This window comes from Kitasatospora sp. NPDC057542 (genome assembly GCF_042801945.1).
In the GTDB taxonomy this organism is placed as follows: Bacteria; Actinomycetota; Actinomycetes; order Streptomycetales; family Streptomycetaceae; genus Kitasatospora.
This window is the reverse complement of sequence record NZ_JBHVFE010000011.1, coordinates 22659-43095: the sequence shown is the minus strand read 5'-3', so window position 1 is coordinate 43095 and position 20437 is coordinate 22659. Positions and strand designations below refer to the sequence as shown.

17 protein-coding genes and 1 pseudogene are annotated in these 20437 nt (G+C 73.8%); 13 read left to right on the top strand and 5 right to left on the bottom strand.

Annotated features, from left to right (window positions below; genetic code table 11):
* Positions 1 to 110: 110 nt before the first annotated feature.
* Together ACFU7Y_RS03295 and ACFU7Y_RS03290 are read right to left on the bottom strand one after the other, a co-directional pair.
* Entirely contained in the window at positions 111 to 1214 is a 1104-nt protein-coding gene (locus tag ACFU7Y_RS03295) for an alkene reductase (protein WP_380766326.1), read from the bottom strand.
* Between the two features lie 34 nt (positions 1215 to 1248).
* Entirely contained in the window at positions 1249 to 2679 is a 1431-nt protein-coding gene (locus ACFU7Y_RS03290) for a condensation domain-containing protein (protein ID WP_380766325.1), read from the bottom strand.
* Positions 2680 to 2871: 192 nt separating this feature from the next.
* Here ACFU7Y_RS03290 and ACFU7Y_RS03285 point away from each other — a divergent pair, with 192 nt between their 5' ends.
* The 3 genes from ACFU7Y_RS03285 (at position 2872) to ACFU7Y_RS03275 (ending at position 5338) form a co-directional block, all read left to right on the top strand.
* A complete protein-coding gene (locus ACFU7Y_RS03285; RefSeq protein ID WP_380766323.1) occupies positions 2872 to 3426 on the top strand; it encodes a TetR/AcrR family transcriptional regulator in 555 nt (184 codons plus the stop codon).
* 72 nt (positions 3427 to 3498) lie between these two features.
* A complete protein-coding gene (locus ACFU7Y_RS03280) occupies positions 3499 to 3855 on the top strand; it encodes a hypothetical protein (RefSeq protein ID WP_224285354.1) in 357 nt (118 codons plus the stop codon).
* Between the two features lie 196 nt (positions 3856 to 4051).
* Positions 4052 to 5338: an MFS transporter gene (locus tag ACFU7Y_RS03275; RefSeq protein WP_380766322.1), complete on the top strand. Its 1287-nt coding sequence runs from the start codon at positions 4052 to 4054 to the stop codon at positions 5336 to 5338.
* A 22-nt stretch (positions 5339 to 5360) separates the two neighbouring features.
* Here the strand turns inward: ACFU7Y_RS03275 and ACFU7Y_RS03270 are convergent, their stop codons facing one another.
* Positions 5361 to 7259, bottom strand: a complete 1899-nt coding sequence (locus tag ACFU7Y_RS03270) for an FtsX-like permease family protein (protein ID WP_380766321.1) — start codon at positions 7257 to 7259, stop codon at positions 5361 to 5363.
* 260 nt (positions 7260 to 7519) lie between these two features.
* Here ACFU7Y_RS03270 and ACFU7Y_RS03265 point away from each other — a divergent pair, with 260 nt between their 5' ends.
* On the top strand, positions 7520 to 8845 hold the full coding sequence (locus ACFU7Y_RS03265) for a sensor domain-containing protein (protein ID WP_380766320.1): 1326 nt from the start codon (positions 7520 to 7522) through the stop codon (positions 8843 to 8845).
* Positions 8846 to 8877: 32 nt separating this feature from the next.
* Positions 8878 to 9499 (top strand): annotated as a pseudogene (locus ACFU7Y_RS03260) (LuxR C-terminal-related transcriptional regulator).
* Positions 9500 to 9560: 61 nt separating this feature from the next.
* Here ACFU7Y_RS03260 and ACFU7Y_RS03255 read toward each other — a convergent pair.
* Together ACFU7Y_RS03255 and ACFU7Y_RS03250 are read right to left on the bottom strand one after the other, a co-directional pair.
* Complete coding sequence (locus tag ACFU7Y_RS03255; protein ID WP_380766319.1) at positions 9561 to 10859, bottom strand: cytochrome P450; 1299 nt, start codon at positions 10857 to 10859, stop codon at positions 9561 to 9563.
* A gap of 17 nt (positions 10860 to 10876) precedes the next feature.
* Complete coding sequence (locus ACFU7Y_RS03250; protein ID WP_224280659.1) at positions 10877 to 12232, bottom strand: glutamine synthetase family protein; 1356 nt, start codon at positions 12230 to 12232, stop codon at positions 10877 to 10879.
* A 417-nt stretch (positions 12233 to 12649) separates the two neighbouring features.
* Between ACFU7Y_RS03250 and ACFU7Y_RS03245 the strand changes: the two genes are divergently transcribed.
* The 8 genes from ACFU7Y_RS03245 to ACFU7Y_RS03210 all read left to right on the top strand — a co-directional run bounded on the left by ACFU7Y_RS03245 (position 12650) and on the right by ACFU7Y_RS03210 (position 20363).
* The gene (locus tag ACFU7Y_RS03245; RefSeq protein ID WP_224280660.1) at positions 12650 to 12838 is read left to right on the top strand and encodes a ferredoxin; all 189 of its coding nucleotides are present in this window, start codon (positions 12650 to 12652) and stop codon (positions 12836 to 12838) included.
* A gap of 3 nt (positions 12839 to 12841) precedes the next feature.
* The gene (locus tag ACFU7Y_RS03240; RefSeq protein WP_380766318.1) at positions 12842 to 14050 is read left to right on the top strand and encodes an NAD(P)/FAD-dependent oxidoreductase; all 1209 of its coding nucleotides are present in this window, start codon (positions 12842 to 12844) and stop codon (positions 14048 to 14050) included.
* A gap of 10 nt (positions 14051 to 14060) precedes the next feature.
* Positions 14061 to 14867: an acetoacetate decarboxylase family protein gene (locus tag ACFU7Y_RS03235; protein ID WP_224280662.1), complete on the top strand. Its 807-nt coding sequence runs from the start codon at positions 14061 to 14063 to the stop codon at positions 14865 to 14867.
* 30 nt (positions 14868 to 14897) lie between these two features.
* Positions 14898 to 16361, top strand: coding sequence for an aldehyde dehydrogenase (locus ACFU7Y_RS03230; protein WP_380766317.1), 1464 nt, complete (start codon positions 14898 to 14900; stop codon positions 16359 to 16361).
* Positions 16354 to 17289 (top strand): 3,4-dihydroxyphenylacetate 2,3-dioxygenase, encoded by a 936-nt coding sequence (locus ACFU7Y_RS03225; RefSeq protein ID WP_224280664.1) that lies wholly within the window; start codon positions 16354 to 16356, stop codon positions 17287 to 17289. The genes ACFU7Y_RS03230 and ACFU7Y_RS03225 overlap by 8 nt, the downstream gene beginning before the upstream one ends.
* Positions 17290 to 17301: 12 nt before the next feature.
* Positions 17302 to 18147, top strand: a complete 846-nt coding sequence (locus ACFU7Y_RS03220; protein WP_224280665.1) for a fumarylacetoacetate hydrolase family protein — start codon at positions 17302 to 17304, stop codon at positions 18145 to 18147.
* Positions 18148 to 18174: 27 nt separating this feature from the next.
* Positions 18175 to 18798 (top strand): TetR/AcrR family transcriptional regulator, encoded by a 624-nt coding sequence (locus ACFU7Y_RS03215; RefSeq protein WP_224280666.1) that lies wholly within the window; start codon positions 18175 to 18177, stop codon positions 18796 to 18798.
* A 116-nt stretch (positions 18799 to 18914) separates the two neighbouring features.
* Positions 18915 to 20363, top strand: coding sequence for an APC family permease (locus ACFU7Y_RS03210; protein WP_380766315.1), 1449 nt, complete (start codon positions 18915 to 18917; stop codon positions 20361 to 20363).
* Positions 20364 to 20437: the final 74 nt, after the last annotated feature.

The following is a 20437-nucleotide window of genomic DNA, read 5'->3' as shown; positions in this document are numbered from 1 at the left end:
CCCTGGTGACGGCGGTGCTGTTCGTGCTGGGATCGTTCGGGGCCGACCATAGCGGGTGTCACTGACAGTCGGTCAGGACGGGGGCCTCCTGCGCCGACTCGCCGGCCGGTTCACAGCCGGGCGGCCGGCCGCAGCCGCGGGTAGTCGGTGTAGCCGGTGGCCTCCTGGCCGTAGAGGTGGGTGGGGTCGACGGGGGTGAGCGGGGCGTTCACGGCGAGCCGCTCGGGCAGGTCGGGGTTGGCGATGAAGGCGCGGCCGTAGGAGACCAGGTCGGCCAGGCCGGCGGTCAGCACCGCCTCGCCGCGCTCGCGGTCGGTGGCGGCGCGGTTCTCGCCGACGTTGCCGATGAGCGGCCCGGACCAGCGCGGGCGCAGGTCGGCCAGGGCCGGGTAGTCGTCGTTGTCGGTGAGGTGGAGATAGGCCAGGCCGAGGCCGTCGAGTTCGGCGAGCAGCGCGCGGTAGACCGGGGCGGGGTCGGCCTCGTACATCCCGAACTGCGGGTTGCCGGGGGACAGACGCAGGCCGAGGCGATCGGGGCCGATGGCCTCGGCGACGGCGGTGACCAGTTCGATCGGGAAGCGCAGGCGGTCGACGAGGGTGCGGGGGCCGTACTCGTCGGTGCGCAGGTTGGTGTTGTCGGCCAGGAACTGGTGGATCAGGTAGGAGTTGGCGCCGTGCAGTTCGACGGCGTCGAAGCCGGCGGCGAGGGCCAGGCGGGCGGAGTCGACGTGGTCGGCGATGGTGCGGCGGATCTCCTCGCGGGTCATGGCGCGCGGGGTGACGGCCTCCGCCTTGCCGCCGTCCTTGACGTGCACCGGGCCCGGGGCCGGGACGGCGGACGGGCCGGCCGGGACGTCGCCGAGCAGCCGGTTGAGCGGGTGGCCCTGGCGCCCGCCGTGCATCAGCTGGGCGGCGATCCGCCCGCCGGCGGCGTGCACGGCCTCGGTCACCGCGCGCCAGCCGGCCACGTGCGCGGGCGTCTCCAGGCCGGGCAGGCGCCAGCCGGACTGGCCCTGGCGGCTGGGCCAGATGCCCTCGGTGACGATCAGGCCGGCACTCGCGCGCTGGGCGTAGTACTCGGAGACGACGGGCAGTGGCGTACCGTCCTCGGCGGCCCGGTACCGCGTCATCGGGGCCATGACGACGCGGTTCGGCAGGTCGAGCCGGCCGAGGCGGTACGGGGTGAGCAGGGATGCGGTGGTGGTCGTGGTCATGCCGGTACGGTAGAACTTGACACCAGTGTCAGGTTCAAGCGTGCTCGGCGGTCCCGGGCCCGGTCTCGGCGGCGGTCGCGGTGTCCGCCTTCGCGTCGGTGGTCGTGTCGGTGGTCGTTTCGGTGTTCGCGTCGGCGTCCGTGTCGGCCTCGGTGAGGATCAACTCCTCGATGCCGTAGAGGAACCGCTCCATCGCGGAGCGCGGAAGCACGGCCGGGTCCGCCGTCATGGCCAGGCTCAGTGCCTCGGCGGACCGCAGGACGTCCAGGGCGTAGGTCAGGCCGGGGCGCGGCTCGAACTCCACCGGCCAGCTGAGGATGGTCCGGTCGACGCCGGGGTCGGCCGTGGCCGGGAGCAGCTCCCGGGTGTCGTTGAACACGCAGGAGCGGTCGGCGAGTCGGACCCCCTCGGCGGTCAGCCGGAGGATCTCGGCGGCCAGGGCGACCTTGTCGTAGTAGGCGTGGCGGTAGGTGCCGATCGCCGCGGCGTGGGTGCGGCGCACGACCTCGCCGAACTCGGCGGTGGCGTCCGGGAGATGGAACAGTCCGTCGCCCGCGACCACGCTCACCACGTTGGCCAGTTCGGGCAGGAAGCGGTTGTTGACCACGACGTTCAGCACGGCCTCGGTCGAGCCGGCGAGCCGGGCGGTCATCGCGGCCGTCGCGGCGAGCAGCACCGAGCCGGTGCTGACCCGGTGCCTGGCCGCCACCCGTTCGACGGCCCGGGGCAGGGCGGGGGAGCGGAGCACCGCGTTCGGGAACCGGGCGGCGGGCTGCCCGGCGGCCGGCGGGAAGAGCCGGGGCGGGCCCAGCCGGAGCTTGCGCACGAACTGCTTGCGGGCCCCCTCGTCGCGCCGCAGACCCCGTTCGGAGGTCTGGAACTCCGCTTCCTCCAGGGGTTGACGGGCGGGCCCGTGCAGCTCGGCCGACTCCTCGGGGGAGCTGCCGAGGCACAGCGCGGACAGGTCGGCGACCAGCCGGCTCATCCCGGAGCCGTCCACCGCGGTGTGCGAGAGCACCAGGCTGATGTGCCGGACCAGACCGCCCGCCGTCACGGCGCCGATCCGGACCGGCCACTGGGTGGCGGTGTCGAAGGCCTGCGCCGCCAGCTCCTCGTGCTGCCGGGCGCCGAGCACGGCCGGGTCCTCGTGCTCCCCCGTGGGCCGGAGGTGGACTCCCAAGGTGCCTTCGCCGTCGACGACTTGGCGGAGGCCGCCGGTGCCGTCCGGCAGCAGCCGGGTGTGCAGCGAGTCGTGCAGGTGCAGCAGCTGCTCGACTGCGGTGAGCAGGACGGGCAGTGGCAGCCCCGGGTCCAGCGGCGCCGCGGTGGCGATGTTGTAGCGCGGCGCGTCGGCCGGCGGCAGCTGTCGTACGGCGTCCCAGATGGCCCGCTGGCCCCAGGTGGCCGGTCCGGACCCGGCCCGTCCGGACGAGAAGGCGATCTCCAGCAGTTGGTGAGTGGTCACCGATCGGCTCTCCGTAGTGCGGTGGTCGTTGTGTCGTGCCGGTGCGTTGGGAGCGCGGGTGCTGCTGGGGAGAGTGTGGCGCACCGCCCGCCGTGCGTCGAGGGCTGCGCCGCCGCCCCTGCCGCGGGCCGCTTGGAATTTGGGAATGATTGTTCTTGACTGACCGTTCCCCAAAGGCGTACCGTCCGGGGCATGGGACGTCCGAGGAACTTCGACGAGGCCGAGGTGGTCCGCCGGGCCGCCGACCTGTTCGCCGCGCGGGCCTATGACGGCATCTCGGTCGACGACCTGGTCAACGGCCTCGGGGTGCACCGGAACAGCCTCTACCGCACCTTCGGCAGCAAGCGCGGGCTCTACCTGGCCGCGCTCGGCTGGTCGCTGGAGCACCGGATCGCCGCGCTGGCCGCCCGGATGGCCGAGGCCGAGGCCGAGGACCGGTACGAGCTGCTGAGCGGGCCGCTGCGGGACGAGGTCCACGGGCCGGCGCTGGACCTGCTGCTGCTCGCGCTGGTCGAACGGGCGCCGCGGGACCGGGACGTGGCCCGCATCGTGGCGGAGTCGTTCGCGGTGCTGGACGAGGCGATCGTCCGGGTGCTGGGGGACGGGCCGGGGCCCGGGCAGGGGCAGGTGGCGACGGGCGTCGCGGCCGCGCTGCTCGGCCTGCGGGCGCTGGACCGGGCGGTCGATCCGGGCGTCGACGCCCCGGCGGCCGGCGCGGCGCTGCTGCGGGGGCTGGACCGCCGCTGAGCGGCCCTGTCGGGCGTCCCGGACGCCCGGTTGACCACGGAAGTGCTTCCACCGAGGAGAAGGAGTCGGCAGATGGCGCAGGTCGGGATAGACGGCGACAGCCTGGTCGTGGAGATCGAGGGCCTGGACAAGCTCTGGGCGCTGAAGAGCCGGTTGGTGATCCCACTGGCCAACGTGCGCGGCGCGACGGCGGATCCGGGGATCGCCAAGGAGCCCAAGGGGTTCCGGGCCCCCGGGACCCACTTCCCGGACGTCATCACGGCCGGGACCTTCCGCCGCGACGGCGAGCGGGTGTTCTGGGACGTGCATGACGCGAGCCGGATCGTGGTGATCGAGCTCGCCGACGAGAAGTACGCCCGGCTGGTGGTCCAGGTGGCGGACCCGCAGGCGACGGTGGCGCTGATCGAGTCCGTCGTTCCGCCGAGGTGAGCCGGGCGGGGACTCCCGCCCGTCGTCGCCCCGGTGGCGCCCGGCCCTTCGTGGGGTCGGGCGCTACCGGCGTTTCAGGGGTTCCGTGAGTCTCTTGATGTGAAGTATCTTGATGTCGAGATTGATTGCGATCACGCGACTCGACCGACTCACACCACTCATGCGACGGGGGCCTGCCATGCGGGGGAACGGACTGATGACGCAGCTGCGGCGGCCGCCGGGCGGGCGGGACGCGCGGATCATGCTGCTGGCTCAGTGCGTCGACCGGACCGGCACCGGGGTGTGGGCGGCGGCCTCGGTGCTCTACTTCACCTACGTGTGCGGGATGGACGCGCGCCGGCTTGGGCTGCTGCTCGGGGTGGGGGCGGTGGCGGGGATCGCCGGGTCCCCGCTGGCCGGGCGGGCGGCCGAGCGGGTGCCGGTGCGGTGGCTGCTGATCGGCTGCCACCTGCTGCGGCTGGGCGCGATGGTGCTGCTGCTGGTGGTCGACGACTTCGCCGCGCTGCTGCCCGTGGTGGCCCTGATCTGCCTGGCCGAGCGGGCCGCCAAGACGCTGGAGATGCTGTTCGCGACCCGGGTGGCGGGCGAGCGGCGGGCGACCTACCAGGCGCTGTTCCGCAGTGTGGCCAACGCCGGGTACGCGCTCGGTGCGGGCATCGCGGCGATCGGGCTCGCGGTGGGGACCACGGCCGCCTACCGGGCGCTGATCCTCGCCAACGGGCTGTCCTACGTGCTCGCCGCCGTGCTGGTCTGGCGCACCCGGGAGCCGTCCGGGCGCGGCCTGGTCGCGGCGAAGGCCGGGGAGGAGCCCACCGCGGTGCCGTCCGCCGTGCCGAGTCCCTGGCGGGACCGCGGCTACCTGCGGTTCGTCCTGCTGGACATGCCGCTGAACCTGGACGACTCGATCCTCAACGTCGGGCTGCCGCTCTGGCTGGTCCACCACACCGGCGCGCCGCACGCGGTCGTCCCGGTCTTCCTGGTGCTCAACACGGTGCTCGTGGTGCTGCTGCAACTGCGGGTCTCGGCCCGGGCGGAGGGGGCGCTCGGGGCGGCCGCAGCGGTGCGCTGGTACGGGGTGACGGTGCTGGGCGGCTGCCTGCTGATCGCGCTCGCCACCGGCGCCGGGCCGGTCGTGGCCTCGGTCGCACTGCTGGCCGCGGCCATGCTGGTCACCCTGGCGGAGCTGCTGCGCTCGGTGAGCTCCTGGGAGCTGGCGGTCGTGCTGGCCCCGCCGGGCGCCCGGGCCTCGTACCTGGGGGTCGCCGGGATGTCCCAGTCGGTGCAGAAGTCGGTGGGCCCGCTGCTGCTCACGGGGGTGGTGATGGCGGCCGGCCCGCTCGGCTGGCTGGGGCTCGGAGCGGCGACGGTCGGCCTCGGCGCGCTCCAGCGCCGGGCCAGCCTGCGGCGGTTGGAGGCGCTGGCCGGGGCGGCCGGTGGCACGGGGGCCGAGCCGGTGCGATCGGTCGAGGCCTCGGCCGGTTGAACCGGCCGGAGAGCCGGCCCGCTCAGCGGGCGGCGGCCGTCACCGGGCGGTGGCGGAGCACCCAGGCGGCGGCCGGGGCGGCGCACAGGGCCGCCAGGACCAGCGCCCCGGCCGCCACCAGCCCGACCGGGCGCCATGGCAGCGCCCACGGACCGGGCGCGCCGATGACACCCAACGCGGCGTGCATGGCGCCGAGTTGAACGGCGGACACGGCGCAGCCGAGCACCACGCCGACCGCCGCCACCAGCACCGCCTCGGCCGTCACCAGACGGACCACCTGGCCCCGGGTGGCGCCGGCCAGCCGGAGCAGGGCGAGTTCGCGGCGGCGGTCCCCGGTGGTGGTGAGCAGTGTGTTGGCGAGCGCGATCGCGGTGTAGACGAGTGCCAGGGCGAGCACCAGGGCGGTCCGAAGCCAGGCGATCCGGCCGGTCGAGGGGGAGACGGCGGCGAGCCAGCCGGCCCGGTCGAGCACCGTCGCGCCGTACGGGCGGAGGGCGGCGCGGGCGCGGTCGAGGGCGGCCGTGCCGTCGGTGCCCGGGGCGAGCCGGACCTCGATCCGGTCCACCCGGGCGCCCGGGGCGTTGGCGGCGGTGACGTACAGCCCGTTGTCGCCGAGGCCGTCGCGCAGCACGGCGACGGTCCGCAGGACGGTCCGGCTGCCGTCGGCCCGGACCACCGGGACGAGCTCGCCGACCGTGCGTCCCCACTCGGCGGGCAGGACCAGGGAGTTGTCGTCGAGGTCGGCCGGGGAGCCGGCGAGCAGGGGGAGCCGGGCGAGCGCGGCCAGGCCGGCCGGGTCGGCGGCGCGCGCCTCGGACCGGACGGTGACGCCGTCCGGCTCGACGAGGGCCAGCGGCGTGGGCGCGGTCGCCGAGACGGCGGTCACGCCGGGGACGGTCCGCAGGGCGGTGACCAACGGCTCCGCCGGTCCGGCGGGGCGGACGACCAGGTCGGCGGCGGTCCGGGTGCGGGCCTCGGCGGCCCGGGCGGCGCTCACCGTGTCCAGTGCGCCGGCCAGGGAGCCGGTCAGCGCCACCGCCACCAGCACCGGCGCGGCCACCGCGCCCGTACGGCGCAGCGCGGCGGCGGCGCCGGCGGGCACCAGCCGGCCCGCGTACCCGGTGAGCCGGGCGGGCAACAGCAGGCCGAGCACCCGGACCAGCGGCGGCGCGAGGAGCGGGGAGAGCAGGCCGGCCGCGCTGATCAGCCACATCGGCTGGGTGGTGTAGGTCTTGCGGTGCAGCAGGTCGGCGGGGCCCGTGACGAGCGCGGCGCCGGCCAGCGCGACGGCGGTGAGGAACAGGCCGAGCCCCAGCAGCAGCCGGCCGCGGGTCAGCACCCCGGTGTCGAGGTCGGCCGCGCGCAGGGCGTCCAGCGGGCCGACCCTGCCCGCCCGGCGGGCGGCCACCGCGACCCCGCCCAGGGCGACCAGCAGACCGGTCCAGAACGCGGCGTGCAGCGGCCAGGCCGAGCCGCTCGGTGCGAAGCCGGGCGGGGCCATGCCGACCCCGGACAGCCATCGGACGAGCGCGGGCGCCCCGAGCCGGCCGAGCAGACAGCCCGTGGCGGAGGCGACCGCGCCGAGCAGCAGCGCCTCGGCGAGCACCGTGCGCCGGACCTGCGCCCGGGTCGCCCCGGCCGACCTGAGCAGGCCGAACTCGCGGCGGCGCCGGACGACGGCGTAGGAGTACGTGGAGGCCACGACGAACGCCGACACGAACGCGCTCACCCCGCCGGCGGTGCCGAGCGCGGCGACCAGCGAGACCAACTCCCCTCCGCCGGGCGGTGCGTCGAGCGCGGCGGCCAGGCCGAGCAGCATCACGGCGGTCATCGCGACGCCGAGCGCGAGGGCGAGGAAGGCGCCGAGCAGCGAGGGCCAGCGCGTGGTCAGCGAGGTGAGGGCGATCCGCAGCATTCTCATGACGCCCAGCGAACCGGCCGGGGGCGGGGACGGTCAGCAGACCGGGGCCTACTCCGGTGGGTAGGGGCGGCCCTACCCGTAGGGGAGATCCCCGGCGCGGGCTCCCCGGCGCGGGCTCCCCGGCGCGGGCTCCCCGGGGCCGGGGGAGGGGCGGGGCAAAGGTAGGCCAGGCCCTACCGCCGGGGCGTCCGCCCGGTGCCTAGGGTGTGCGGACGGGATTCCTCTGACGGAGGGCGCACGGCTGTGACGGAGGGGGCGCGGTGAGCGGGGGCGGCACGGCAGGGACGGCCGGAGCGGACGGGCCGGGCGCGAGGAGCCTCTGGGCCCCGCCGGCCCGGGCCGGGTTCCTGCGCTCGGACGCCCCCTGGCGGGCGGCCGGGTACCTGCTGGCCACCGGCCTGAGCGGGCTGCTGCTCTGTTTCGGGCTGCTGCTGTCGGGGCTGGTCGCCGGGGTCCTGGCGGTGGTGCTGGTCGGGCTGCCACTGGCGGCCGCGCTGGCCCTGGCCGGGGTGCCGGTCGCGGCCTGGGAGCGGCGGCTGGTCCGCTTCCTGGACGGCGGACGGGTGCCGGACCCGCACCTCGTCCCCCCGAACCCGGGTCTGGCCGCCTGGTTGCGGCTGCGCTACCGCGAGCAGGCGACCTGGCGGGAGCTGGGCTTCGCGCTGCTGGCCGCCTTCGTGCTCTGGCCGATCGACCTGGCGGTGGCGGGCTGCGCCCTCGCCGTGCCCGGCTACCTGATCGCGGCGCTGCCGCTGCTGCTGCGGGACGGCGAGCAGGTGAACGTGCTCAAGGTGCTCGTGGTGCACTCGCCGCCGCTGGCCGCCCTGCTCGGGTTGGTCGGACTGCTGCTCCTCCCGCTGCTGGCCTACCCGCTGGCCCTCCTGGCCGCCGCCCGGGCGGCGCTGGTCCGGCTGGTGCTGGCGCCCGGCGGGCAGGAGCAGCGGATCGGCGAACTGGTACGCTCCCGGGCCCGGTTGGTGGATGCCTTCGAGGCGGAGCGGCGCCGGATCGAGCGCGATCTGCACGACGGCGCCCAGCAGCGGCTGGTGGCGCTGACCATGGCGCTCGGGCTGGCCCGGCTGGACGCCCCGGTGCACGGGCCGCTGGCCGCCCGGCTGGCCGAGGCGCACCGGGAGGCAGGCGAAGTCCTGTCCGAACTCCGGGAGTTGATCAACGGCATCCATCCGCAGGTGCTCACCGGCCACGGTCTGCCGGAGGCCTGCGAGGACGCCGCCGACCGCTCGCCGGTCCCGGTCGCCACCCGCTTCGAGCTGCCCGGCCGGCTGCCGGCCCCGGTCGAGTCGGCCGGCTACTTCGCCGTCACCGAGGCGCTCGCCAACCTCGCCAAACACAGCGGCGCGAGCAGCGCGACGGTCGAAGGGCAGTACGCGGACGGCCGGTTGACGATCGAGGTGACGGACGACGGCAGCGGTGGCGCCGACCCGGCGCGCGGCACCGGACTGACCGGGCTGGCCGACCGGGTCGCGGTGGTGCACGGCACACTGTCCGTCAGCAGTCCGCCCGGCGGACCGACCCTGGTGCGGGTGGACATCCCCTGCGCCCCGATCGACCGAGGAGCAGCGTGACGACGACCGGACCGACGGACGGCCTGCGGGTGGTGGTGGCCGAGGACGGTGTCCTGCTGCGCGAGGGCCTTGGCCCGGTTCGGGCATCAGGTGGTGGCGGCCGTCGGGGACGCCGAGGCGCTGCGGACGGCGGTCGGGGAACACCGGCCGGACCTCGTGGTCACGGACGTCCGGATGCCGCCGGGCCAGAGCGACGAGGGGCTGCGGGCGGCCCTCGCGCTGCGTGAACGCTTCCCCGCACTGCCCGTCCTGGTGCTCAGCCAGTACGTGCAGCACTCGTACGCGGCCCGGCTGCTGGAGGCGGGGGACGGCTCCGGGGTCGGTTACCTGCTGAAGGACCGGATCGGACAGATCGAGGAGTTCGTGGCGGCGCTCGGCACGGTGGCCGCCGGGGGCACGGTGGTGGACCCGGAGGTGGTGCGGCAACTGCTGCGCCGCCGCCGCAGCCCGCTGGACAGGCTCACCCCGCGCGAGCGGGAGGTGCTGGCGCTGATGGCGCAGGGACGGTCGAACGCGGCGATCTGCCGGGAGCTGGTGGTGTCGGAGGCGGCGGTGAGCAAGCACATCGGCAACATCCTGATGAAGCTGGACCTGCCGCCGGCCGAGGAGACCCACCGGCGGGTGCTGGCGGTGCTGGAGTTCCTCCGGGCCTGAGGGCGCCCGCGGTCGGGTACGGCCCGGGGCCGGGCTCCGGGCCGTACCGGGGGAGTGGGCGTCAGGCGAGGGTGACCTCGACGGGGAGCTTCTTGATGCCGTTCACGAAGTTGGAGCGCACTCGCGGGACGTCTCCGACGAGCCTGATGCCCGCCAGCCGCGGGATGAGCTCCTCGAACATGATGCGGATCTCGGTGCGCGCGAGCAGATTGCCCAGGCACAGGTGGGGGCTGCCCTTGCCGAAGGTGACGTGGTCGTTGTCCCGGCGGGTCACGTCGAAGTCGTAGGGATTGCCGAAGACCTCCTCGTCACGGTTTCCGGAGGCGAACCACATGACGACCTTGTCGCCCTCCCTGATCCGCTTTCCGCCGAGTTCGACGTCGCGCGTGGCCGTGCGGCGGAAGTGGTAGACGGGAGACGCCCAGCGCAGGAACTCCTCCACCGCGGCGGGGATGAGGGAGGGGTCCTCCTGGAGGCGGGCGAGCTGCTCGGGGTGCTGGAGGAGCGCCAGCATGGAGTGGCTGATGGTGTGGCGGGTGGTCTCGTTGCCGGCGACGACCAGGAGCAGGAAGTAGTTGTCGAAGTCCTGCGGCGAGAGCGGCACCCCGTCGCGCGGGGTCTCGTTGACCAGCTTGGAGATCAGGTCGGTGCCGGCGCCGCCGCGCCGCTGCCGGGCGAGCTCGCGGCCGTACGCGAAGACCTCCAGCGAGGCGGGCGAGCGGAAGGGCAGGTCGCGGTACTTCTCGCTTTCCTCGCTGTGCAGCAGGACGTCGGCGTAGTCGGGGTCGGTGTTGCCGATGATCCGGTTGCCCCAGTCGATGAGCTGCTGGTTGTCCTCCGGGGGCACGTCCAGGAGGCGGGCGAGCACGTTGATCGGGAAGTCGGCGGAGACCTCGCTGACGAAGTCGAAGCGGCCCTCGGCCAGGGCGGCGTCCAGTGTGGTGGCGGTCAGGCCCCGCAGGAAGTCGGCGTAACTGTTGATGACGTTCGCGCCGAACTGGCGCTGGAGGAGGCTGCGCAGGGCGCGGTGGCGGACTCCGTCCAGCTCCAGGATGGAGGCGCGCTTCTTGATCTGGTCGTCGTCGACCTCCTCCAGGTTCACGAACCTCGCCGAGGTGAAGGTTTCGGCGTCCCGGTCGACGCGGGCGATGTCGGCGTGCCGGGTGACCGCCCAGAAGCCGGAGTTGGGCGCCTCCTCCGGCTGCCAGTGGACCGGGTCCTCGTGGCGGAGGGTGTGGAACATGCGCCACGGTGTGACGCCGTCGGTGAAGTTGTCGAGATCGGCCAGGTTCACCTGGTCGAGGGGCATCGGTTCGTCGATGGCACCGGAAACGGTCGGCGCGGACGGCACGGTGGTCATGGTTGGTCTCCTCGGTCTTACAGGTGGTACGCGTACTCGGTGAACTCCCAGTCGGTGACGTGCCGTTGGAAGCGGTCGACCTCGTCGCGCTTGTACGAGAGGTAGGCGGCGGTGAAGTCCGGGCCGAGGACGTCGGTCAGGGCCGTGTCCGCTTCCAGCGCGTCGAGGGCTTCGGGCAGGGACGTCGGCAGGACCGCGGACTTGGTGCGGTCGTAGCCGTAGCCCTCCAGCGGCGCGGCGGGCTCTTCGCCGGCGATGACGCCCAGGAGCGCCGCCGCGACGGTTCCCGCGATCAGCAGGTAGGGGTTGGCGCTCGCGTCCCCCAGCCGCAGTTCGAACCGGCTGCCGGAGCCGCGCTCCGGCGGGATGCGGACCATGGCGCTGCGGTTGTCCAGCCCCCAGTCGATCAGCCAGGGGGCGAGGGTGTCAGGGCCGAAGCGCTTGTAGGAGTTGATCGTCGGGTTGGCCAGCGCCGCGAGTGCCGGGGCGTGGGCGAGGACGCCGGCCACCGCGTGGCGCGCGACGGCGCTCAGCCCGTACGGCGCGGCCGGGTCCGCGAAGACGTTGCCGCCCTCGTCGTCCACGCAGGACAGGTGGAGGTGGAAGCCGGATCCGCCGGCGTCTTGGAAGGGCTTGGCCATGAAGGTGGCCAACCGGCCTTCCTTGCGGGCGAGTTCCTTCACCGCGGACTTGAAGCGGAAGGCGCGGTCCGCGGCCTCCATGGCGCCGGAGTGGGTCAGGTTGATCTCGAACTGGGAGCCGTCGAACTCGTGGTTGCCGTTGGTGACGCCGATGCCGAGGTCGCGCAGCAGGCGCAGGCTGCGCAGCAGGTGGTTGTCGCCGTCCGCGCGCAGCCCCGCCGTGTAGACCACGCCCGCGGCCTCGCTGTAGCGGCGCCAGCCCCGGGGCGTCTCGGGGGCCGCGTCGCACAGGAAGTACTCCAACTCCGGCCCCACGACCGGGTGCAGGCCGTACTGCCGGCACCGGTCGACGACCGTGCGCAGCAGGTCGCGCGGGGATTCCGGGGCGGGCCGTCCGGTGGCCGGGTCGGTGACGTCGCCGAGGCAGCTGGCGACCCCGGGTTCCCAGGGCAGGACGGTCAGGGTGTCGAGGTCGGGGCGCACGCAGATGTCGGGCAGGCCGGCGTCCAGGCCCCCGGAGACGGGGACCACGTCGCCCTGGGGGCTGGTGTGGTAGACGGCGCGGCAGAAGGCGAGTCCGTGGCCGCAGGCCGAGGGCAGGTGGTCCAGCAGGACGTCCCGGGCCCGTTCGGTGCCGATGAGGTCGGGATAGGTCACCCGGACCACGTCGATGCCCTGGGCGGCCAGTCGCTCCATGTGGTGGCGGACGGGCGGGATGTCGGATGCGCTCACCGGTGTCTCCTCTGGGGGGAAGTGGGGCGCCTCCCCGTGCTCGCGGCACAGCGGGGCCAGGGCGCGCGGCAGTGGGGGAGTGGGGAGGGGGAGGGGCGCGGCGGCTTCGGACTGCGGGGTGGGGCAGGACACCGCTCGCTCGCTCGCTGGTGGCAAACGGTAGGGACGCCGGTCGCTCTCCCGCAAGGGGTCTGTCCCAGAAATTTATCCATCCGGATAGCTATTGACCAGAGGCCGGGCTGCTTCCTATGTTATTTGACATCAAACGTTTTGGCGGTCGATGCCCACCGCCCCCTGCGGAGGCCGTCGCCCTTCTGCGGCGTCCACCGCCCCCTCGGCCGTGATCCGGCCCCCGCGGGCCCACGCCCCCTCTGCCTCCCTGTCCCTGACGCTCCCCCACCATCAGGAGGACCTGCCATGAAGGTCGTCGTCGACATGAACAAGTGCCAGGACCACGGCCAGTGCGTCTTCGCCGCCCCCGACGTCTTCCACTTCGACGACGACGGTCGCCTGGCGTACGTCGCGCACCCCGACGAGGCCCTGCGCGCAGACGTCGAGGAGGCCGCCGACGTCTGCCCGCTCCAGGCCATCCGGATCGAGGACTGAGCCGTGACCGCACCCATCGTCGTGGCCGGCGCCTCCATGGCCGGGCTGCGCGCCGCCGAACAGCTGCGCGCCGCGGGCTGGGACGGGCCGATCACCCTCGTCGGGGACGAGCCCCACATGCCCTACAACCGGCCTCCGCTGTCCAAGGAGGTCCTGGCGGGCAAGGCGACCTTCGATTCGCTCGCCTTCCGGCCCCGGGCCAGTGTCCGTGACGTGCGGTGGCGCCTGGGCGCCACGATCGTCCGTGCCGCTCTCGACCGGCAGGTCGTCGAACTCGGCGACGGCGAGACCCTGCCCTACCGCGCTCTCGTGGTGGCCACCGGCATGCGCCCCCGGCGACTGCGCTGCCCCGGCCCCGTCGCCGGACGGCACACCGTCCGCACGCTGGCCGACGCCCGGGGGCTGCGCGAGGCGCTGACCCGGCCGGGCGCGCGCGTGGTCGTGGTGGGAGCCGGCTTCATCGGCTGCGAGGTGGCCGCCACCGCCGTGGCCCTCGGCGCGGCCGAGGTCACCGTGGTCGACCCGCTGCCGCTGCCCATGGTCGGCCCGCTGGGCGAACTGCTTGCCGGGGCACTGCTCGCCCGCCATCGGGACCGGGGCGTCCGCTTCGCTCTCGGCACCGGGGTGACCGCCTTCCAGGGCGAGGACCGGGTCACCGGGGTGGCCCTGGCCGACGGCCGGGTGCTGGCCGCGGACGTGGTGGTGGAGTCGGTCGGCTCCGTGGCCAACACCGAGTGGCTCGAAGGCAACGGACTGGACCTCTCCGACGGCGTGCTCACGGACGAGCACCTGCGGGCCGGTGGACGTCCGGAGGTGATCGCCGTCGGCGACGTCGCCTGCTTCCCCAACGCCCGGTACGACGGTGTCCCGCGCCGCGTCGAGCACTGGTCCATCCCCACCGACACGGCCAAGCACGCCGCCAAGGTGCTCACCGCGCACCTCACCGGCGCCGACCACGCTCTCGCGCCGTTCGCGCCGCTGCCGACCTTCTGGAGCGACCAGCACGACTTCCGGCTCCAGTCCTTCGGCGCCCCCGCCCTCGGCAAGGACGACGTTCGCGTCCTGGACGGCAGCCTCGACGGGGACGTCCTGGTCGGCTACCACCGGGACGGCCGCCTGGTCGGCGTCGTCGCCCTCGGCGGCCAGAGCGCCGCGTCCGCGGCCGCCCGCTACCGCGCCGAACTGCTCCAGCAACCCGCTCCCACCGCGTAAGGAATCCCAAGTGGCCAGTGTCCGTGGATACTTCCACCCCAAGACGGCGACCGGCGCCTCGTCGCTGATCCCCTCGCCGCCGTGGCGCTACTCCGGCGACCTGCTCACCATCGAGTACCGCACCGACCCCGCCCGGGTGCGCGAGCTGCTGCCCGAGCCGCTGGAACCCGCCGACGAGGACCCGGGCGCCGTCGCGCTGATCTGGGCCGACTGGCAGTCCTGCTCCGCCTCGGGGCGGGAACTGCTCGACCCGGTGCTCGCCCAGTACAAGGAGGCGTTCGCCGTCGTCCGCTGCAAGTACCGGGGACAGGACTACTCGCGCTGCGTCCACATCTGGGTCGACAAGGACTTCGCCATCGCCCGGGGACTGCACCAGGGCTACCCGAAGAAGCTCGGCTCCATCCACCAGACCCGGCCGCACCCGTACGGGCCCGCCCCGCGCATCGAGCCCGGTGCCCGGTTCGGCGCGACCCTCGCCGCCGCGGACCGGCGCCTGGCCCAGGCCGTCGTCACCCTGCGCGAGCCGTCCGAGACCAACGGCTTCGTCAACAGCCATCCGATGGCCCACCACCGCTGGCTGCCCTCCATCGAGAAGGGCAGGGGCCTCGCCCTGGACGAGCTGGTCGAGTCCGGTGCCGCCTCCTTCGAGGCCGGACAGCCGTGGGTGGGCGACGCCGAACTGGAGCTGTTCGAGGCGCCCACCGAGGAGCTGGCCCGGCTGGAGGTCCGCGAGCCGATCGCCGCCTACTACCGGCAGGTCGGCGTGGTGTGGGACGGCGGCCGGCTGCTGGCTTCCGACACCACCGTCGCCGAATGAACTCCAGTGCCGAGCAAGGAATCTGACGACATGAGCGAACACCTCACCACCGTCGCCGGCGTCGCCGTCGACACCCGGCACTGGATCGGCGGCGAGCGCGTCGCCTCCGCCGCGACGTTCACCGACCACTCGCCGATCGACGGCAGCGTCCTCGGCGAGATCGCCCGGGGCACCGCCGCGGAGGCCGGGGCGGCGGTCGCCGCCGCCAAGGCCGCCTTCCCCGCCTGGGCCGCCACCTCCCGCGAGGAGCGCGCCCGCCTGCTGCACGCCGTCGCCGACGGCGTCGAGCGGCGGCTGGAGGACCTGGCCGTCGTGGAGACCGCCGACAACGGCGCCCTGCTGCGCTCGCACCGGCGCGGCGTCATGCCCCGGGTCGCGCACAACTTCCGGTTCTTCGCCGACTGGCTGCTCAAGCTCGACCACGCGGACTTCGACACCCGCGGCCACAGCAACCACGTCAGCTGGGACCCGGCCGGCCCCTGTGTGCTGATCACCCCGTGGAACGCGCCGCTGATGCTGGCCACCTGGAAGGTCGCCCCGGCGCTGGCGGCCGGCAACACCGTCGTCCTCAAGCCCGCCGAGTGGTCGCCGCTGACGGCCTCGTTGCTCGCCGAGATCGCCGCCGAGGCCGGGCTGCCCGCCGGCGTCCTCAACGTGGTGCAGGGCCTCGGCTCGGAGATCGGCGACGCGCTGACCTCGCACCCCGACGTGCGCCGGATCAGCTTCACCGGGTCGGTGCCGACCGCCAGGCACATCGCCGCGTCGGCGGCCGCCAACCTCACCCCGCTCAGCCTCGAACTCGGCGGCAAGTCCCCGCTGCTGGTGTTCGCCGACGCCGACCTCGACCTCGCCGTCGACCTCGCGGTGGAGCAGTACGACAACGCCGGGCAGGTCTGCCTGGCCGCCACCCGGCTGCTGGTCGAGGAGAGCGTCGCCGAGGAGTTCACCCGCCGCTTCGTCGAGAAGGCCGCGCTCCTGAAGCAGGGCGACCCGCGCGACGAGGCGACCGGCCTCGGCCCGAACATCCACCCCCGCCAGCTGGAGAAGATCGACGGTTTCGTGCAGCGGGCCGTCGCGGCCGGCGCCCGCGCCGTGATCGGCGGCCACCGCCGGGACGGCCAGTACTACGCGCCGACCCTGCTCACCGACGTCGCCCAGGACTCGGAGATCGTCCAGGAGGAGGTCTTCGGCCCCGTCCTGACCCTGCAGACCTTCGGCGGCGAGGACGAGGCGGTACGGCTGGCCAACGACACCCGCTTCGGCCTGGCGGCCACCGTGGCCACCGGTGACCCGGAGCGCGCCCGGCGCGTCACCGGGCATCTGGTGGCGGGCACCGTCTGGGTCAACTGCTTCTTCGTCCGGGACCTCCGGGCCCCGTTCGGCGGCTCCCGCCACTCGGGCGTCGGCCGCGAGGGCGGCACCTGGAGCTTCGACTTCTACTGCGACCTCAAGAACACCGTCACCTCGCCGAAGGGATGGAAGGACCATGGGTGAGATCGTCGGAGCCGGCCTGCTCGCCCACGTCCCCACCATCGTGCTGCCCGAGGAGACCAGGCTCCAGCTGAACGAGGGCCGGGAGATCACCCTCGTCACCGGCCTGCGGCAGCTGCGCGAGGACGTCTTCCGGCGCGAGGACTACGACACCGTCGTCGTCCTGGACTCCCACTGGGCGACCACCGTCGAGTTCGTGGTCACCGCCCAGCAGCGCCGGGCCGGCCTGTTCACCTCCGAGGAACTGCCGCGCGGCATGTGCCGGATGCCCTACGACTTCCCCGGCGATCCCGAACTCGCCCGCAACATCGCCTCGTTCGCCGACCGGCACGGCACCTGGATCACCGCGATCGACGACGCGTACCTGCCGATCTACTACGCCACGATCAACCTGTGGAAGTTCCTCGGCGAAGGCCTGCCGGACAAGCGCTGGGTGACCATCGGCGTCTGCCAGACCGGCGACATGGAGGACCACCTGCGCCTGGGCCGCGCCCTGGCCGACGGCATCGCCGCCACCCCGGGCCGACGGGTGCTGCTGATCGCCTCCGGAGCCCTGTCCCACACCTTCTGGCCGCTGCGCGAGTTGCGCGACCACGAGTCCGGCGACCCGGCGCACATCTTCACCCCCGAGGCGCGGGCGGCCGACGAGGAGCGGATCGCCTGGTTCACGGAGGGCCGCCACGACCGGGTCCTCGACACCATGGACGAGTTCTGGCGCCACAAGCCCGAAGCCCGGTTCTTCCACTACCTGATGATGGCCGGCGCCCTCGGTGAGCAGGCGTGCACCGCGAAGGCGCGCCAGTACGGCGAGTACGAGAACTCGATCGGCACCGGCCAGGTCCACCTCTGGTTCGACCGCCCCGAGAACGGCTGGACGGGCGCAGGCCTGCCCGCCCCCGCCGGCCCCCGCAACCCCCACAGCCCGGTCTAGAAAGGCCCCGCCATGCCCGAGTACCGCCGCATCCTCCTCGACGGCGCCGCCGTCCAGACCGTGCGCGACGGCGACGAGCTGGTCGCCGGAGACGGCCGGCGCGTCGCGATCGAGGACGCCCACCACCTGCCGCCCGTCGTCCCCTCGAAGGTGATCGCCGTCCACCTCAACCACCGCAGCCGGGTGGAGGAGTTCCGGATCGCTCTGCCCGACACCCCCACGTACTTCCACAAGCCGACCTCGGCGCTCAACTCCCACAAGGGCGCGATCGTCCGCCCCGAGGGCTGCAAGTGGCTCAACTACGAGGGCGAGGTCGCCATCGTCATCGGCCGGACCGCGCGCAACGTCTCCCCGGCCGAGGCGGGGGACTACATCGCCGGCTACACCGTGGCCAACGACTACGGCCTCCACGACTTCCGGGACACCGACGCCGGCTCCATGCTCCGGGTCAAGGGCTCCGACACCCTGTGCCCGCTCGGCCCCGGACTGGTCACCGACTGGGACTTCCACGGCAAGCGGCTGCGGACCTACGTCAACGGCGAGGTCGTCCAGGACGGCTCCACCGACGAGATGACCTGGGACATGCACTACCTCGTCGCGGACATCGCCCGCACCATCACCCTGTACCCCGGCGACGTGCTGCTGTCCGGCACCCCGGCCAACTCCCGGCCCGTCCGGCCCGGGGACGTCGTGGAGGTGGAGGTGGAGGGCCTCGGCCGGCTCACCAACCACGTCGTCACCGGGCCGACCCCGGTCCGCACCGACGTGGGGGCGCAGCCCACGGAGTCGGAGGAGGTGCTGTCCACCGCTCTGGGCGGCGACTGGGAGTTCCGCGGCATCAGGCCGCCGAAGCGCTGACCGGTGGGCCCCGGTAGGGTCGATCACATGACCGACCCCGTCAAGCCCGCCCCCGCTCGCCGCCCCCGCAAGCGCGTGACGAACTACGGGACGGGCCGGACGGCCCTGCTGGACGCCGCCGTACGCGTGGTGGCCCGGGGTGGTCTGCGCAAGCTCACCTACCGGGCCGTCGCCGAGGAGGCCGGAGTCACCCACGGGCTCGTGGTGCACCACTTCGGTTCGCGCGACGCGCTGATCGAGGAGGCCGTCACCCACGCCATCCGCTCCTCCCTGAGCACCAGCACCCTCGGTGCCGGTACGGGCGGCCCGGCCGACTTCGCCACCGGTCTCGCGGAGATGGTCGAGGCCGGACCCGAACTGCAGGCGTTCCAGTACGAGTTGCTGCTGGAGGCCCGCCGCAGGCCCGAGCTGCTGGCGCAGCTGCGCGGCCTCTACGAGGAGTACTTCGAGGCCAGCCGACGCGAGCTGGACCGCATCCTGCCCGGGCCGGTGAGCCCCGGCATGTCCCGGCTGGTCTTCGCCGCGCTGGAGGGCCTGGTGCTGCACCAGCTGGTGTTCGGCGAGCGTGCGGCCACCGAGGCTGCCCTGACGGAGCTCAGGGGCCTCCTGGCCGGGCTGGCCGGGCCGGCCGAGGAGCCGGACGGGCGCTGACGGCCGGGGTTCTCTGCCTTCCGACCCCTTGTCAAACGGATGGCCGCACCCCACGATGAGGCAACTCGTTTGACCTGAAACGACTTCCCCCCACTCCAATCTGGCAGGTGATCCGTGTGGACAGTCGGACGACTTCCTCAGAGCGGACCGAGCGGGACGCCCCCACCGCGACCACGCTCAAACCCAACGCCCTGGGTGTCCTGGGCATCCTCTTCTTCGTCCTGTCCGGTCAGGCCCCGCTGACGGGCATCGCGGGCGCCGCCCCCCTGTCGGTCGCCTTCGGCAACGGCTCCGGCACCCCCGCGGCCTACGTGGTGGCCGGGGCGGTGATCCTGCTCTTCTCCGTCGGGTTCATCGCGATGGGCCGGCACGTCGTCGACGCCGGCGCCTTCTACACCTACATCGGCACCGGCCTCGGCCGGGCCGCCGGTGCGGGCAGCGCGGCCGTCGCCCTGTTCGCCTACTGCGTCATCCAGGCGGCGATGTACGGCCTGTACGGCTCGATCGTCAGCGCACTCGTCGCCGACCACACCCCGCTCCACCTCCCGTGGTGGGTCTACACGCTGGTCACCATGGCCGTGGTGCAGGCCCTCGGCGCCCTGGGGATCGAGATGGGCGCGCGGGTGCTGGCCGCGTTCGTGCTCGCCGAGTTCAGCATCCTGCTGGTCTTCGGCCTGGTCACCCTGGTCAAGGGCGGCGGGCCGGAAGGGCTCGGGGTGGCCGACAGCTTCTCCCCGTCGGCCGCCCTCCAGGGCGCGCCGGGCGTCGCCGTGATGTTCGCCCTGGCGTCGATGTTCGGCTTCGAGGCCACCGCCATCTACGGCGAGGAGGCGAAGGAGCCCAAGAAGACCGTACCGAGGGCCACCTACCTCTCGGTGATCGTGGTCACCGGCTTCTTCGCCCTCACCTCGTGGACCCTGATCTCGGCCTACGGCGCCTCGAAGGCACCGGCGGCAGCGGAGCGGGCGCTGGCCGCCGGCGACTCCGCCGGATTCGTCTTCGCTCCCGTCTCGGACCTGTTCGGCGGCTGGATCGGCGGCTTCCTGCCGGTCCTGCTGGCCACCTCGCTGTTCGCCGGCGTGCTGACCTTCCACAACTCCGCCGGCCGCTACCTGTTCTGCCTCGGCCGGGACGGGCAACTGCCCGCGCGGCTGTGCCGGCTGAACGGCCGGCACGCCCCGGCGGCCGCGGGCCGGGTCCAGACCGTCGTCGCCGTCCTCCTGGTCGTGCCCTTCGCCCTGGCCGGCCAGGACCCGGTGCTCACCCTCTTCTCCTGGTTCAGCGGGCTCGCCGTCCTGGCGATGATGCTGCTCTACCTGCTGACCTCGGTGTCGGTCGTGGTGTTCTTCCGTCAGCGGCGGGTGGACACCAGGGTGTGGAACACCGTGATCGCCCCCGTGCTGGGCGCGCTCGGCATCGCGGGTGCCATCTGGCTCATCCTGGCCAACTTCACCACCCTGATCGGCGGCGAGGCGAGCACCGCGCTGTCGCTCGTCCTGTCGGTGCCCGTCGTCATGGCGCTCGGCGTGGCCAACCACCGGATCCGGCGCCGACGCACCGGCTGACCCACTCCAGGGCCTGTCTTCGATAGCGCGCGCCCGCAGGCCGGGCGCGCGCGCCACCCATGTCCCACCCACGT

Excerpts from the sequence above, each read along its gene's own strand:
- ACFU7Y_RS03275 (WP_380766322.1), top strand. The coding sequence starts at position 4,052 with ATGACGCAGCTGCGGCGGCCGCCGGGCGGGCGGGACGCGCGGATCATG.
- ACFU7Y_RS03215 (WP_224280666.1), top strand. The coding sequence starts at position 18,175 with ATGACCGACCCCGTCAAGCCCGCCCCCGCTCGCCGCCCCCGCAAGCGC.
- ACFU7Y_RS03285 (WP_380766323.1), top strand. The coding sequence starts at position 2,872 with ATGGGACGTCCGAGGAACTTCGACGAGGCCGAGGTGGTCCGCCGGGCC.
- ACFU7Y_RS03270 (WP_380766321.1), bottom strand. The coding sequence starts at position 7,259 with ATGAGAATGCTGCGGATCGCCCTCACCTCGCTGACCACGCGCTGGCCC.
- ACFU7Y_RS03245 (WP_224280660.1), top strand. The coding sequence starts at position 12,650 with ATGAAGGTCGTCGTCGACATGAACAAGTGCCAGGACCACGGCCAGTGC.
- ACFU7Y_RS03280 (WP_224285354.1), top strand. The coding sequence starts at position 3,499 with ATGGCGCAGGTCGGGATAGACGGCGACAGCCTGGTCGTGGAGATCGAG.
- ACFU7Y_RS03220 (WP_224280665.1), top strand. The coding sequence starts at position 17,302 with ATGCCCGAGTACCGCCGCATCCTCCTCGACGGCGCCGCCGTCCAGACC.
- ACFU7Y_RS03225 (WP_224280664.1), top strand. The coding sequence starts at position 16,354 with ATGGGTGAGATCGTCGGAGCCGGCCTGCTCGCCCACGTCCCCACCATC.
- ACFU7Y_RS03230 (WP_380766317.1), top strand. The coding sequence starts at position 14,898 with ATGAGCGAACACCTCACCACCGTCGCCGGCGTCGCCGTCGACACCCGG.
- ACFU7Y_RS03295 (WP_380766326.1), bottom strand. The coding sequence starts at position 1,214 with ATGACCACGACCACCACCGCATCCCTGCTCACCCCGTACCGCCTCGGC.
- ACFU7Y_RS03255 (WP_380766319.1), bottom strand. The coding sequence starts at position 10,859 with ATGACCACCGTGCCGTCCGCGCCGACCGTTTCCGGTGCCATCGACGAA.